The sequence below is a fragment of the Burkholderia sp. PvR073 genome (genome assembly GCF_054055695.1).
This window is the reverse complement of the sequence record NZ_JBSRXO010000002.1, coordinates 753,377-768,642: the sequence shown is the minus strand read 5'-3', so window position 1 is coordinate 768,642 and position 15,266 is coordinate 753,377. Positions and strand designations below refer to the sequence as shown.

Genomic DNA, 15,266 nt, shown 5'->3' with positions numbered 1-15,266 from the left:
AATCGACATTTCGCTGCATTTTTGTGTCGTCGACGCGACAATTCTGCATCGGGACGCAGTGTGTCGCAAGCCGACGACACGCGCCGTCCCATCCCGTCATCCGCTCACATGCGCGTCGGTTAGAATCCCGTGCAATCAAACAGAAAGCTTCCCTCCGAGGGCATCGAGCGATGAAGCAGCACAATAAACACAACAACACGCATCAATCCAATCACACCACACGGCTAGTCTGGCGCATCGGCGCGATCGCGGCGCTCGGCGCCGCCGCGGCACTGTCGCTGCATGCGCTCGCGGCGCGCACCGTGAGCGTGTCGCCGCAAGGCACGGTCACCGAAGTCCGGCAAAGCGTCGTCAAGTTCGACGAACCGATGGTCGCGTTCGGTTCGGCGTCCGCGCCGAACCCCGCGCGCATGACCTGCAACGATTCCACCGCCGCACGCGGCCAGGGCCACTGGCTCGACGACAAGACCTGGGTCTACGATTTCGAGAACGACCTGCCGCCGGGCGTGCGCTGCTCGGTCGCGCTCAACGACACGCTGCGCTCGGTCGCCGGCAATGCGGTGAGCGGCCCGCGCCGCTTCACGTTTCAAACCGGCGGCCCGTTCCCGGTGACAGTGCGCCCCGGCTCGCGCGAGATCGAGGAGCGCCAGGTCTTCGTGCTGAAGCTGAACGGCCCGGCCGAGCCGCGTTCCGCGCTCGCGAACATCTGGTGCGAAGCGGCCGGCATCGGCAACCGCATCCCCGTCACGGCCGCCGACGACGAGACCCGCAACGCGCTGCTCGACCACTTCGGGCTGAAGAAGGACGCGGCGCGCGTGCTGACGCTGTCGTGCGCGCAGGCGCTACCCGCAAGCGCGAAGATGCAGCTCGTCTACGGCAAGGGCGTCGCGAGCCCGAGCGGCATCGCGAACGACACCGAGCGCCGCTTCGACTTCACGGTGCGCGCCCCGTTCGCCGCGAGTTTCTCGTGCGAACGCGAGAACGCGAAGGCGCCCTGCACGCCGCTGCGCCCACTGACGCTGTCATTCAATGCGCCGATCTCGCGCAAGAACGCCGAGGCGATCAAGCTGCGCGGTCCTGACGGTTCGCTTTCGCCGACCTTCGGGGCCGACGACCACAGCGACGAAGTGACGACCGTCACGTTCAACCCGCCGCTGCCCGCGCAGGCGAACCTGACGATCGAGCTGCCGTCCGGCCTGCGCGACGTGACCGATCGCGCGCTCGCGAACGCCGACCTGTTCCCGCTCGCGACGCGCACCGCGCCGATGCCGCCGCTCGCGAAATTCTCGTCGGGCACCTTCGGGATCGTCGAGCGTTTCGCCGAACCCGATACGCCGGCGCTCGTGCCGGTCACGCTGCGCAACGTGGAGGCCGACCTGCATATCGCGGGCCTCAACACGCGCGGCGCACAATTCTCGAACCTGAAGGTGGACGACGACACCACGATCCGCCAATGGATGCGCACCGTCGAGCGCTTCGACAACTGGGCGATGACGGCCGGCACGATCGACGAGCGCATGCCGGGCCTGCTCCGGCGCACGGGCCAGCACCCCGTCTACGTGCCGCTCGAGGCCGGTGAAAAGATGCCCGCGCCGCAGAATCGCCGCATCGACGTGCGCTCGCTGTCGCTGCTCACCGGCGAGCCGGGGGCCCAGGCGATGACGCTGCCGAAGGCCGATCCGAAGGCGCTGCGTCCGTTCGAGGTCGTCGGCGTGCCGATCGACAAGCCCGGTTTCTACGTGCTCGAACTCGCGTCGCCCGCGCTCGGCCGCTCGCTGCTCGCGAAGCCGTCGAGCATGTACGTGCGCACCACCATGCTCGTCACGAACCTCGGCGTGCATCTGAAACAGGGCCGCGAGAACAACCTCGTGTGGGTCACGACGCTCGACAAGGGCAAGCCGGTGCCGAACGCGCGGATCCGCGTGTCGGATTGCAACGGCGACGAGATCGCGACCGGCAAGACCGATGCGCAAGGCCTGCTGAAAATCGATGGTCAATTCGAGCCGAAGCACGAATGCAGCCAGTCGGAACGCTTCGACGACTACTTCGTGTCGGCGCGCGTCGACGATCCGAAGACGGGCCCCGACATGGCGTTCGTCAGCTCGAACTGGAACCGCGGGATCGAATCGTGGCGCTTCAACGTGCCGACCGATACCGGCAGCGAACCGACCGTGCGTGCGCATACCGTGTTCGACCGCACGCTCCTGCGGGCCGGCGAAACCGTGTCGATGAAGCACTTCCTGCGCACCGAGACGCTGCAGACCCTCGCGTTCCCGGCGCAATACCCGACGCGCGTGAAGATCCGCCATCTCGGCTCCGACCAGACCTACAAGCTGCCGCTCACGTGGTCGGCCGACCACAGCGCGGACACGCAGTTCCCGCTGCCGCCCGCGGCCAAGCTCGGCGAATACAGCGTCACGCTCGAAGGCGGCCCGGACGATGCGCCGACCACCAGCTACTACAGCGGCAGCTTCCGCGTCGAGGCGTTCCGCCTGCCGGTGCTCAAAGGGTCGATCGGCGCGCGCGACGCGCAGAAGAGCCCGCTCGTCGCGGTCAAGGAGGCGCCGCTCGCGGTGCAGATCGACTACGTGTCGGGCGGCGGCGCATCGAACCTGCCCGTGCAGGTGTCGGCGCTGATGAAGTGGGTGTCGCCGCCGTTCGCGGATCGCTTCGAGGACTTCAGCTTCACGCCCTATCGTCCGGAGCGCAGCGACGGCAACGCCGACGACGATTCGCAGGACGGCGACAACGCGTCGGCCGCGAACAACGATCCCGACGCGACCAGGCTGATCGCGGACAAGCTGCCGTTGACGCTCGACCGCAACGGGGCGGGCGCGGTCACGCTCAAGGGCCTGCCCGACGTCGACGCGCCGAAGCGCATCGCGCTCGAGGCCACGTTCGCGGACCCGAACGGCGAAGTGCAGACGATCCGCGGCGACACGATCCTGTGGCCGGCCGCGGTGGTGGCCGGCATAAAGGCCGGCCGCTGGGTATCGGTCGGCCAGCGCGTGCCGGTGCAGGCGCTCGCGGTCGACCTGCAGGGCAAGCCGCGTGCGTCGGTGTCGATCGAGATCAAGGGCGTCGCGCACGTCACGACGTCGTCGCGCAAGCGAATGGTCGGCGGCTTCTATGCGTACGACAACAAGAGCGACACGCGCGACCTCGGCGTGCTGTGCTCGGGCAAGACCGACGACAAGGGCCGCATGGCCTGCGACGCGACGCTCGAACAGGCCGGCAACGTCCAGTTGATCGCGGTCGCGAAGGACGGCGACGGCCGCGCGTCGAACGCGTCGACGTCCGTCTGGGTCACGCGCGAGGACGAACTGTGGTTCGGCGGCGACAACACCGACCGGATCGACGTGATTCCGGAGAAGACGTCCTACGAACCGGGCGAAACGGCCCGCTTCCAGGTGCGCATGCCGTTCCGCTATGCCACGGCGCTGGTCGCGGTCGAACGCGGCGGCGTGATGGAAACGCACATCGTCGAACTGAATGGCAAGAACCCGACCGTCGACCTGAAGGTCGGCGAATCGTGGGGGCCGAACGTCTACGTGTCGGTGCTCGCGTTGCGCGGCCGGATTCGCGAGGTGCCGTGGTACTCGTTCTTCACGTGGGGCTGGAAGGCACCGGTCGAATGGGCGCGCGCGTTCTGGCGCGAAGGCCGTCACCATGAAGCGCCGACCGCGTTCGTCGACCTGTCGAAGCCCGCGTTCCGCTACGGCCTCGGCGAGATCAAGGTCGGCACCGGCGTGCATCGTCTCGGCGTGACCGTGACGACCGACGCGACGCGCTACACCGTGCGCGGCAAGGCGCAGGCGCACGTGAAGGTCACGCTGCCGAACGGCCAGCCCGCGCCTGCCGGCACGCAGATCGCGGTCGCGGCCGTCGACGAGGCGCTGCTCGAACTGATGCCAAACAACAGCTGGGACCTACTCGACGCGATGCTGCAGCGACGCGCGTACGGCGTCGAGACGGCCACCGCGCAGATGGAAATCGTCGGCCGCCGCCACTTCGGCCGCAAGGCCGTGCCGGCCGGCGGCGGCGGCGGCAGCGCGCCGACGCGCGAGCTGTTCGACACGCTGCTGCTGTGGAATCCGCGCGTGACGCTCGACGCCAACGGCAGCGCAAACGTCGAGGTGCCGCTGAACGACGCGCTCACGCGCTTCCGGATCGTCGCCGTCGCGGCGGTCGGCCCGGACCGCTTCGGCACCGGCAGCACGTCGATCCGCAGCACGCAGGACCTGCAACTGATCTCCGGCCTGCCGCCGCTCGTGCGCGAAGGCGACGCGTTCCGCGCGCAGGTCACGCTGCGCAACACGACCGACCGCGCGATGCAGGTGGTCGTGACCCCGCGCGTGACGGGGCTCGACGTCGCGCCGCAAACCGTGTCGCTCGCGGCCAACGCGGCGACCGAGGTCGCGTGGACGATCACCGTGCCCGAGCAGGCGCTCGACGCGGCCGGCGCGCTGAACTGGCGCATCGAGGCGGCCGAGCAAGGCGGCAAGCGCGCGTCCGATGCGCTGGCGGTTGCGCAGAAGGTCGTGCCCGCACTGCCGGTGACCGTGCAACAGGCCACGCTCACGCAGGTCGACGGCACCATGACGGTGCCCGTGTCGGCCCCGGCCGGCGCCGTCAACAACGCGCAGGGCGCGCCGCGCGGCGGCATCGCCGTGTCGCTGCAGTCGAAGCTCGCGGACGGCCTGCCCGGCGTGCGGCGCTGGTTCGAGCGCTATCCGTACCGCTGCCTCGAACAGCAGACGTCGCGTGCGATCGGCCTGCACGACGCCGCGCAATGGCAGGCGCTGGTTGCGCGGATGCCCGTCTACCTCGACAGCGACGGGCTCGCGAGCTACTTCCCGCCGTCGTCCGACGATGCGCACTACGGCAGCCCGACGCTGTCGTCGTACCTGCTCGTGGTCGCCGACGAAGCCGGCCGCCTCGACCCGCGCTTCACGCTGCCGGAAGACCTGCGCACGCAGCTCGAAGCCGGGCTCGCGCGCTTCATCGACGGCCGCATCGAGCGCAACGCGTGGGCGCCGCGCCAGGATCGCGACCTGCGCAAGCTGGCCGCGATCGAGGCGCTGTCGCGTTACGGTGCCGCGCAAGGCCGCATGCTCGGCTCGATCGAGATCGCGCCGAACCAGTGGCCGACGTCGGCGGTGATCGACTATCACGCGATCCTCACACGCGTGAAGGACATCCCGCAGCGCGACGAGAAACGCGCGCAGGTCGAGCAGATCCTGCGCGCGCGCCTCACGTACCAGGGCACGCAGCTCGTGTTCTCGACCGCGCGCGACGACGACCTGTGGTGGCTGATGACGAGCAACGAGACCAACGCCGCGCGCCTCGCGCTGGAATTCGCGGGCGACCCGGCGTGGAAGGACGAGATGCCACGCGTGACGGCCGGCCTGCTCGCGCTGCAACGCCAGGGCGCATGGCAGACGACGACGTCGAACGCACTCGGCCAGCTCGCGGTCGAGCGCTTCTCGCGCACCTACGAGAGCGTGCCGGTCGCCGGCACGACGAAGGTCGCGCTCGGCGGTAACGAGCGTGCGATCCCGTGGTCGCAGGCACCGGCACCCGCCGACGCGCCTGCATCGGCCACCGCCGCGACGCGCGCCGCCGCCGCCGCACGCAGCGTGCTGATGCCGTGGCCGCGTGCGTCGCAGGCGCCGGCCACGCTGTCCGTCACGCAGGACGGCACGGGCCGCCCGTGGGCGACCGTCGAGAGTCTCGCGGCCGTGCCGCTGCGCTCGCCGTTCGCGGCCGGCTACCGGATCACGAAGACCGTCACGCCCGTGTCGCCCGCCGTCAAGGGCGTGCTGACGCGCGGCGACGTCGTGCGCGTGCATCTCGACATCGATGCGCAGAGCGACATGACGTGGGTCGTCGTCAACGATCCGATCCCGTCCGGCGCGACGATTCTCGGCTCGGGCCTCGGCCGCGACTCCGAGGCCGCGACGCAGGGCGAGAAATCCCCGGACGGCGCATGGCCGGCGTTCATCGAACGCGACTTCGACGGCTACCGCGCGTATTACGACTATCTGCCGAAGGGCAAACTCTCGGTCGAGTACACGGTGCGGCTGAACAACGTCGGCACCTTCGGGCTGCCGCCGACGCGCGTCGAGGCGCTGTACGCGCCGTCCGTATACGGCCTGTGGCCGAACCCGCCGATGACCGTGAAGCCGGCCGACGCAGGCAAGTCGTGAGTACGCGATGATCGATCTGGTTTTGCCGCGGCCGGCGCGCCTCGCCGGCCGCGTATTCGTCGCCGTCGTGCTGGCCGCGCCGCTCGTCGCGCACGCGCTGCCCGGCTACGACGACGTGCGGCGCGGCTGGCGCAGTTCCGACTGGGTGCTGCTCGCGCGCGACGGCACGCCGCTGCAGCGCACGCGCGTCGATCTCACCGAACGGCGCGGCGACTGGGTGTCGCTCGCCGACGTGTCGCCCGCGTTCCGCGAGGCGATCGTCGTCTCCGAGGACAAGCGTTTCTACGACCACAGCGGCGTCGACTGGCGCGGCATCGCCGGCGCGGCGTGGGGCAACCTGTGGAACGAGCGCACGCGCGGCGCGTCGACCGTGACGATGCAGCTCGCCGGGCTGCTCAGCGATTCGCCGCGCCGCTCGGGTCAGCGCTCGCTGCCGCAGAAGGCCACCCAGGCGATGAACGCGCTGCTGCTCGAACGCGGCTGGCGCAAGGACCAGATCCTCGAGGCCTACCTGAATCTCGTGCCGTTTCGCGGCGAGACGGTCGGGCTCGCCGCGCTGTCGCAGGTGCTGTTCGGCAAGGCGCCGTCCGGCCTCGACGCACGCGAAGCCGCGATCGCCGCGGCGCTGGTGCGCGCGCCGAACGCGGCACCCGCGAAGGTCGCCGAGCGGGCCTGCCGGATCCTGCGCGACATGCATGCGGAACAGGCCTGCGCGTCGCTCGACGGCTACGTGCAGCTCGTGATCGCACGCCCGGCCAACGCCGTGCGCGACGACGGCGCCGCCCTCGCCCCGCACTTCGCGCGCCGCATCGCGGCCGAGGTCCGACCCGCGGCCGGCGCGCAGGTGCGCACGACGCTCGACGCGCCGTTGCAGCGCTTCGCGCGCGACACGCTGACGCGCGCACTGACCGAGCTCAACGCGCCCGCGCACCGGCGCAACGTGCAGGACGGCGCGGTCGTCGTGATCGACAACGCGACCGGCGAGATTCGCGCGTGGGTCGGTTCGTCAGGGGCGTTGTCGAGCGCACGCGACGTCGACGCCGTGCTCGCGCCGCGCCAGGCCGGCTCGACGCTCAAGCCGTTCCTCTACGCGCAGGCGATCGACGAGAAGCGGCTGACGGCCGCGTCGCTGCTCGACGACGCGCCGATCAACCTCGCGGCCGGCGGCGGCCTCTACATTCCGCAGAACTACGACAAGGATTTCAAGGGCTGGGTGAGCGTGCGCACCGCGCTCGGCGGCTCGCTGAACGTGCCGGCCGTGCGCACGCTCGTGCTCGTCACGCCGCACCGCTTCGCGCGCACGCTGACCGCGCTCGGCCTGCCGCTCGCGCAGGAAGGCGATTACTACGGCTTCAGCCTCGCGCTCGGCAGCGCGGACGTCACGCTGCTGTCGCTGACCAATGCGTATCGCGCGCTCGCGAACGGCGGCGTCGCGCGCAAGGTCGTCGACCTGCCGGCGCCGTCGGCCGCTTCCGGCGCATCGACACCGGGCCATGCAGACAACGGCACGCGCGTATTCAGCGAAGCGGCCAGCTTCGTCGTCACCGACATCCTCTCCGACAACAACGCGCGGGTGCGCACGTTCGGCTTCGACAACCCGCTCGCGACGCGCTTCTTTTCGGCGGTCAAGACCGGCACGAGCAAGGACATGCGCGACAACTGGACCGTCGGCTTCACGTCGCGCTATACGGTCGGCGTGTGGGTCGGCAATGCGGACGGTTCACCGATGTGGGACGTATCGGGGGTGACGGGCGCGTCGCCGGTGTGGTCGGCCGTCGTCGGCTACCTGCACCGCGACCTGCCGAGCCGTGCACCGAAAGCGCCGGCCGGCGTCGAAACGCGCCGCATCGCGTTCGAGCGCGACGTCGAGCCGTCGCGCAACGAGTGGTTCATCGCGGGGACGGCGCTCGACACGATCCGGCTCGCGGCGCCCGTCACGCCGGGCAAGGACGGCGCGCGCGCACCGCTGGCGATCGGCGCGCCGACCGACGGCACGATCTTCGCGATCGATCCGGACATTCCACCGAAGAACCAGCGGATCTGGTTCGAGCGGTCGTCCGGGCATGCCGCGCGCTTCGCCTGGCGGCTCGACGACAAGGTGATCGGGCACGCCGACCGCATCGCGTGGATGCCGTGGCCGGGGCGGCACCGGCTGGAACTGGTCGACGCGCGCGGCAACGTCGCGGATGCGATCGGCTTCGAGGTGCGCGGCGCGTTCGCGAAGCCGGCCGCGCGCAAGCCCTGAGCGGGTGAGCCGGCCGCGTTCGACTTCGGCGGCTGGGCGGGAAATCGATTGCCGGTGCGCTCGGAAAATTCGCTCCCCTGCTTCAAACGGGCAAGCAACGCGCCGATTCGGCACCTAGAATGTGAGCAGGGCCGTCTGCCCTGCGCTCACCGGTTGTCTTCTTCCCCCGATCGCCCGCGACCATGAACATTCGCCCGCCGCACTTCACCCGCCCCGCGCTGGGCGCACTTTGCGTCGCCGCGCTCGCGACACTGGCGGGCTGCAACGGTGAGGCCTGCTTCGGCGTCGATGCCTGCTTCAACGACAACAACACGCAGACCGTCGCGCTGTCCGGCACGGCCGCCACGGGCACCGCGCTCGCGAGCGCATCGGTGACGGTGAGTTGCGCGCAGGGCTCGGCGACGACGCTGACCGATGGCGGCGGCAACTACCGCGTGACCGTCAACGCCGTGCTGCCGTGCGTGATCAGCGTCGCGTCGGGAGGCACGAGCCTGCACTCGCTCGCCTACGCGGGCGGCACCTTCAACACGACGCCCGAAACCGAGCTGATGCTCGTCTATCTCGCCGCGCAGCTCGGCACGAACACGGCCGGGCTGATCGGCAATTTCCAGGGGAATCGGCACTTCCAGCAGGTGATGGGGGATCCGGGCACCGTGCAGGCCGCGCAGTCGGCCGTCGTGACGAATCTCCAGCAGCGCTACTCGGTCACGCTCGCGACGCCAGCGTTTCTGACCACGCCGTTCGTGGTCGGGCAACCGGGCGTAGACGCCGATCTTGGGATGCTGGCCAAGGCCGGCGCGATCGATTCGAACGGGATGCCGGATCCGGTTGCCGTTTCACTGCTGACGCAGGCCGGCGCCGCGCATCCGCTATAAACGCAAGGCTCCCGCGCGGTAGCGATTGATGCGGCTTACGCCGCCTCCCCGCTCCCGCAAGCGACGCTCGCGGCCTGCTGCTGCGTCAGGTAGCGCAGCAGCTTCGTCACCATCCATACGACGATGAACGACAGCGCGACGAAGAACACCGCGAGCGGCGTCAGCACCTGCACCGACACGAAGCCGGCCAGCCCCATCATCGCGGACGATACGAGCAGCAGCGCGCACCCGAGGATCGCGCTCGTCAGCCCCGCGATATGCGGAAACAGCGAATTGCCCTTCGCCATCAGCGTCGGATACATCGCACCCGCGCAGAGGCCCATCACGAGCACCGGCGTCGCGAGCGTCCACACACGCAGGCCGACGGTCAGCGCCAGCACGAGCATCACGACCGCCGCGACCGCCATCACGCGCGCGCCGATGCGCAGCCGCTGCTCCGCGCTCGGCAGCCCGCGCCCGTGAATCCGGTTCGACAGCCCGCCGAGGAAATACATCAGCCCGATCCCGAGCGCGAGATAACCGAAGAAGGTCGGCGGCTTGTGCAGCGTGGTCTGCACCATGAAGGGCCCGACGATGTTGAACACCAGCAGGATGCTGTAGCACAGCCCTTGGGCGAGGAAGCAGCTCTGGAACACCGGGCTCGCGAGCACCTTGCCCGCGTTCGCGATCAGCGTGCGCGGCTCGAGATGGACCGGTTTCGGCAAGGTTTCCCGGTAATGCCACCACAGCGCCCACATCACCAGCGAATACACCAGCAGGAACACGAGGCACGCGCGCCAGCCGAACCATTCCTGCAGGTGCGCGCCGATCACCGGCGCGATGATCGGCGCGAGCCCCCATGCGATCGACATGTAGGTGAACGCATGCATCAGCGCCTGGCCCGAGAACGAGTCGGTGATGATCGCCTTCGCGAGCAGGTTCGTGGTCGCGATCCCGAAGCCTTGCAGGCAGCGCGCCAGTATGAACGTCTCCAGGTTCGGCGCGCCGAGCGACAGCAGGCAGCCGATCGTGTAGATCACGAGCCCGAACGCGAGCACGCGCTTGCGTCCGTACGCATCGGCCACCGGGCCGAAGATCAGCTGGCCGAGCGCATAGGCGGCCATGTAGCCGGACACGCTCGACTGGATCGCCTGCGGCGTGGTCGCGAACGAGCGCGCCATGTCGGGCAGCGCGGGCACGTAGATGTCGATCGCGAGCTGGCCCGCGGAGGCGAACAGGCAAATCAGGAACAACAGGAAGCGCGGCGAGTTTGATTCGCGCGCGGGATTGAGCGAGGCGTTCATGACAACCGGGAAGGATTCGGACGGCGGCGACACGCGCCCGCTTGTTCGAATGTCGAACAACGGTGCGCGGCGAAGCGAAGCGCACATTGTGCCTGTTGTTACGCGACGCGACGGGAATACCATTGGCGCGGGCGAGGTTGAAATGCCGATTGCGGCATATTCCGACACGCGTAAAACGGGCCGTTCATGGGCGTCGGCGAGTCGCCCCGAGCACCCACCCAGCCTCGTCCCGCGGTCCCGCCCCGGTTTTAAGCCAGATTTAAGCCGGCGCTCGCATAGTCGCTCGTGGCTCCGTCCGTGAGCCGCACGATTCGTTCATTGTTGATTCGATCAGTCTCGTTTGATGGAGATCCGAACATGCGATTCCGTTCGTATTGGGCGGCGGGCACGCTGGCGCTGATGCCCGTGCTCGCCATGGCCGGGCAAGCCGACGCCGCTCCGGCCGCACAACCGATGTTCGTCAATGTGAATGGGCAGGCCGTGCCCGTGAAAGCCGATACGCGCGTCGTCCAGACCGCCGTCGGCCCGATGCAGGTCCGCACGTGGAGCTGGCACAGCCCGCATGGCGGCGCGAGCTTCGAGATGCAGACGTCGTCGTCGGGCAGCGTGCCGCCCGCGGCCGCGTTGCGGCAGATGCAGGTCGCGCAGTATCAGATGCAGGCGGCCCAGGCGCAGATGGTCGCCATGCAGCAGATGATGGCGCTGCAGCACGTCGCACTCACCAACGCGTTCGCGATGCCGATGCCGCAACCGGTCGGGTTCGCGATGCCGCCGTGGGCAATGCCGGAACCGGTCGTCGTGATCGTGCCGACGCAGCCGTCCACGCGTGCGCTGGCGCCGGCACCGTCGGCACCGGTCAGGCCGGCCGCGCGCGGGCCGGAAATCAAGGCCTGACGCCCGGTTCCGTCTCGCAAGCGACCGGGCCGGAAACCGAAACCGCCGGCATGTGCCGGCGGTTTTTCATTTGCGATGCAATTCCACGTCGACGCGCCGCTCAGTACTGCGCCTGATCCGTCGGATTCCTGAACAGCTGCTTCATCTCCGGCGACAGTGGATAGTTGAGGCTCACGCCCTTCGGCGGAATCGGCTGCATGAACCACTGGTCGTAGAGCTTCTCGGCCGCGCCGGAAGTCTGCAGCTTCGCGATCACGCCGTCGACCACGTGCTTGAACGCAGGATCGTCCTTGCGCATCATGCAGGCGTAGTTTTCATGGACGAGCGGCGTGCCGGCCACCGTGTACGCGCCCGGGTTGCGGTCCTTCGCGATCTCGCCGTACAGCAGCGGCTCGTCCATCACGAACGCCACCGCGCGCCCCGTCGTGACGTTCATGAACGCTTCGGCGTGGTCCTTCGCGCTGATGATCGTCATGTTCATCCCCTTCTCCTCGTTGAGCTTGCGCAGCAGCCGCTCGTCCGACGTGCCTGCCGTCGTCGCGACCGTCTTGCCGGCCAGGTCCGTGAAGTCCTTCACGCCCGAATCCTTGCGCGTGCTGAAGCGGATCCCGTACAAGAAGATGCTGTTCGAGAACGCGGCCTGCTTCTGCCGCTCCAGCGTGTTGGTCGTCGACCCGCACTCGAAGTCGATCGTGCCGTTCTGCAGCAGCGGAATCCGGTTCTGCGACGTGATCGGGATTTCCTTCACCGTCAGGTTCGGCGCCTTCAGCTCCGCCTTGAGCGCGTCGATGATGCGCGCCGCGATGTCGCGCGAGTAGCCGATGTTCTTCTGCTGGTTGTCCGAATACGAGAACGGCACCGACGATTCACGGATACCCAGCGACACGATGCCCGTGTCCTTGATCTTCTTCAGCGTGCCGGTGAGCGCCTGCGCGTGCGCAGTGCCTGCCAGTGCACAGGTCAGCGCGACGGCCAGCCAACGGAAGCGGCGATCCATGCTTTTCTCCTGACGAAACGTTGATCGAATCGCGATCGTACGCCCGACAAAATTCGCGTCGCATCAGGGAAAGCGTAAGGAGCCTGCCGGCGCGGCCGCGCGCGGGCGCCGAATTTGCCGTGGCGCGCAAACGCGCGTGGATCCCACGTCGCGCCCGACCGGACGCATTCGGTCGCGTCCTGCCTGCCGTGTCATGGGCATCCGACCCGCAATCATGCTGCGACGCAGCAACGCAATCGTTTGCGGTAATCGGATTTTTTCTCCTAAAACGACTCAAGAAGCGCGCGCGGCAGCCGTTACCCAGTGCATGGCGCGTCGCAGCAACCTCGCGGCATACGTCAGACAAAAACGACAAGGTCCGGTGTTCCTCTGGACCCGGCACGACCGCCAGCACGACGGTTATCTACGAGGATCGCTTCACCATGAGAGCCACACGTTTCAATTTCGCGCTGGCCCGCTCCGCTCATGCGCGCATGCTCGCCGGCATGCTGTCCGCCGCCGCCCTGCTTCCGCTCGCCGGCTGCGGCGGCGGTGGCGGCGACGGCAGCAACCCGTCTTCCTCCAACGCGGCTCCTGCCCCCGCGCCGTCGCCCGCCCCGACCCCGGCCCCGACGACCCCGCCCGCGACCAGCGGCAACAACGCGTGCACGACGCAGCAGGCCGCCGCGCAGATGGCCGCCCAGACCACCGCGCCGGCCGAGCCGCCGGTCGATCACCTGATCGTCAAGCTGAAGACGCTGACGGCCACGCGCGCGATGGCGGCCCTCGACACCGGCACGCGGCTCGACGCAGTGATCCAGCGCTCGATCACGCGCTGGTCGGCACCGACTGCGACCAGCGCCGCACGTGCGTATGCCGCCGTGACGGCGTCGCAGGCATCGCTGAACGTGCAGGTCGAGCGGACCCTGTCGGATGGCGCGGCCGTGCTGTCGATCGGCCAGCGTATCGCGTCCGGCGACGCGGCGGCGCTCGCGCAGGCCTTCGCGGCCGACGGCGACGTCGACTACGCGGAACCGGATCACCCGATGCGGATCCGCGACACGCCGAGCGACCCCGCATACAGCCAGCAGTGGTATCTGTCCGATGCGAGCGTCGGCATCAACACCCCGCCCGCCTGGACGCGGACCAAGGGTACGCCGACGGTCGTCACGGCCGTGCTCGACACCGGCTACCGGCCGCACCCCGACCTCGTCGGCAACCTGCTGCCCGGCTACAACTTCATCTCGAACGTCAACACGAGCAACAACGGCCAGACGCGCGGCACCGATGCGACCGATCCGGGCGACTGGGTCACGCAGCAGGAACTCGACGATGCCAGCGGCCCGTACTATCACTGCGCAAGCGAACCGAGCACCAGCAGCTGGCACGGTACACGCGTGATGGGCGTGATCGGCGCGAACGCCAACAACGGTATCGGCGTCGCCGGCGTGTCGTGGCTCGGCCGGATCCTGCCGGTGCGCGTGCTCGGCAAGTGCGGCGGCAAGACGAGCGACATCGCCGACGCGATGCGCTGGGCGGCCGGCATTCCGGTCGCCGGCGTGGCGACCAACCCGAATCCCGCGAAGGTCATCAACCTGAGCCTGGGCGGGGTCGGCGCGTGCAGCGCGACGTTCCAGCAGGCAATCGACGACGTGAACGCGAAGGGCGTGACCGTCGTCGTCGCCGCCGGCAACGACGGCCTGTCGACCGCGTTCGACCAGCCCGCGAACTGCCGCGGCGTGATCAGCGTCGGCGCGACGGACGCGACCGGCCGCCGCGCATCGTTCAGCAACTTCGGTTCCGACGTCGCGCTGAGCGCACCGGGCGTCAGCATCCTGTCGACCGCCAACAGCGGCACCACGACGCCGGGCGCCGACACGTACGGCTCCGCGAGCGGCACGAGTCTCGCGACGCCGCAGGTATCGGGCATCGTCGGGCTGATGTTGTCGGTGAACGGCAACCTCACACCCGCGCAGATCCAGCAGAAGCTGCAAGGCGGCGCGCGTGCGGCGATGCTGCCGGCCAGCACGTCGTGCACCGCGCTGCCGGCCGGCGCCGGCATCGCCGATGCAGGCGCCGCCGTCACGGCGGCCATGCAGTAAGCCGCACGCTGCGTCAACGCAACCGCGCGCATGCGTTGCCATGCGCGCGGTTTTTTTCATGTGCGGAGCCGACGTCGCCGCGCTAACGTTCTGCAAGAATTGCCTGAAAATAAAGGGCGGAAAAAAGGTTGACGCTTCGCACGACGACCCATTACCATCGCCCCGTCTGATTACATGGAGTGTTCTGTGAACACCGATGCGAGTTGTAGTTGGTCCTCGACCAACTTGACTGCTGCCTGAGGAAACCGCGCAGAGCCTCGTCTTCTGCCGCATCCCGGGAAGCAGGATGCGGCGCCCTTCCGGCCTGATTACCGGCCAGAATCCCCCGCCAAATTTTTTCGATATCGCCGAATGCCCGCGCCGCGTAACCGTACGCTGCCGCGCGTGTATTCGTGCTGCGCGCCGCGCGAGCTGCGCGCATGTTCCGTTCGCGTGCCATTGCGCCGCGCGCCTTCGTGCGTGCGCGGCTGCCGATCGCCCGTGCCCGCTACCCGCAACCGACAGGAGTGCAGATGAACTCGGACGACAGTAGTCGATTATCGCTCGCCGGTGCGCCGCTGCGCATCGATCCGCCGACCGCAACACTCCGCGCGCCGGCGAGCGTTCCCCCCTTCACCGATCCACACCCGATCGCGCCTGACGCGACGCGGCGGGGAGCGCTCGTGCGTCGATAACGTCACGG

At 68.9% G+C, this 15,266-nt stretch carries 8 protein-coding genes; 6 read left to right on the top strand and 2 right to left on the bottom strand.

Annotated elements, in window-relative coordinates; genetic code table 11:
- Window positions 1–170: 170 nt before the first annotated feature.
- From ACVK00_RS10620 to ACVK00_RS10610, 3 genes are all read left to right on the top strand, one after another.
- Window positions 171–6,209: an alpha-2-macroglobulin family protein gene (locus ACVK00_RS10620; protein ID WP_354123057.1), complete on the top strand. Its 6,039-nt coding sequence runs from the start codon at window positions 171–173 to the stop codon at window positions 6,207–6,209.
- A 7-nt stretch (window positions 6,210–6,216) separates the two neighbouring features.
- Window positions 6,217–8,454, top strand: coding sequence for a penicillin-binding protein 1C (pbpC, locus tag ACVK00_RS10615; protein ID WP_284889212.1), 2,238 nt, complete (start codon window positions 6,217–6,219; stop codon window positions 8,452–8,454).
- A gap of 182 nt (window positions 8,455–8,636) precedes the next feature.
- A complete protein-coding gene (locus ACVK00_RS10610; protein ID WP_284889210.1) occupies window positions 8,637–9,329 on the top strand; it encodes a hypothetical protein in 693 nt (230 codons plus the stop codon).
- A 35-nt stretch (window positions 9,330–9,364) separates the two neighbouring features.
- On the opposite strand, the gene ACVK00_RS10605 is transcribed toward ACVK00_RS10610, so the two are convergent.
- On the bottom strand, window positions 9,365–10,612 hold the full coding sequence (locus ACVK00_RS10605; protein WP_284889208.1) for a multidrug effflux MFS transporter: 1,248 nt from the start codon (window positions 10,610–10,612) through the stop codon (window positions 9,365–9,367).
- A gap of 357 nt (window positions 10,613–10,969) precedes the next feature.
- On the opposite strand from ACVK00_RS10605, the gene ACVK00_RS10600 reads away from it, so the two are divergent.
- Window positions 10,970–11,506 carry a hypothetical protein gene (locus tag ACVK00_RS10600; RefSeq protein ID WP_284889207.1) on the top strand — a complete coding sequence of 179 codons (537 nt, stop codon included), beginning with the start codon at window positions 10,970–10,972 and terminating at the stop codon, window positions 11,504–11,506.
- Between the two features lie 100 nt (window positions 11,507–11,606).
- Here the strand turns inward: ACVK00_RS10600 and ACVK00_RS10595 are convergent, their stop codons facing one another.
- Complete coding sequence (locus tag ACVK00_RS10595; protein ID WP_006752358.1) at window positions 11,607–12,503, bottom strand: glutamate/aspartate ABC transporter substrate-binding protein; 897 nt, start codon at window positions 12,501–12,503, stop codon at window positions 11,607–11,609.
- Between the two features lie 422 nt (window positions 12,504–12,925).
- On the opposite strand from ACVK00_RS10595, the gene ACVK00_RS10590 reads away from it, so the two are divergent.
- Together ACVK00_RS10590 and ACVK00_RS10585 are read left to right on the top strand one after the other, a co-directional pair.
- Entirely contained in the window at window positions 12,926–14,584 is a 1,659-nt protein-coding gene (locus tag ACVK00_RS10590; protein ID WP_284889202.1) for a S8 family peptidase, read from the top strand.
- Window positions 14,585–15,003: 419 nt separating this feature from the next.
- Window positions 15,004–15,258 carry a hypothetical protein gene (locus ACVK00_RS10585; protein ID WP_228907889.1) on the top strand — a complete coding sequence of 85 codons (255 nt, stop codon included), beginning with the start codon at window positions 15,004–15,006 and terminating at the stop codon, window positions 15,256–15,258.
- The last annotated feature ends 8 nt before the right edge of the window (window positions 15,259–15,266 follow it).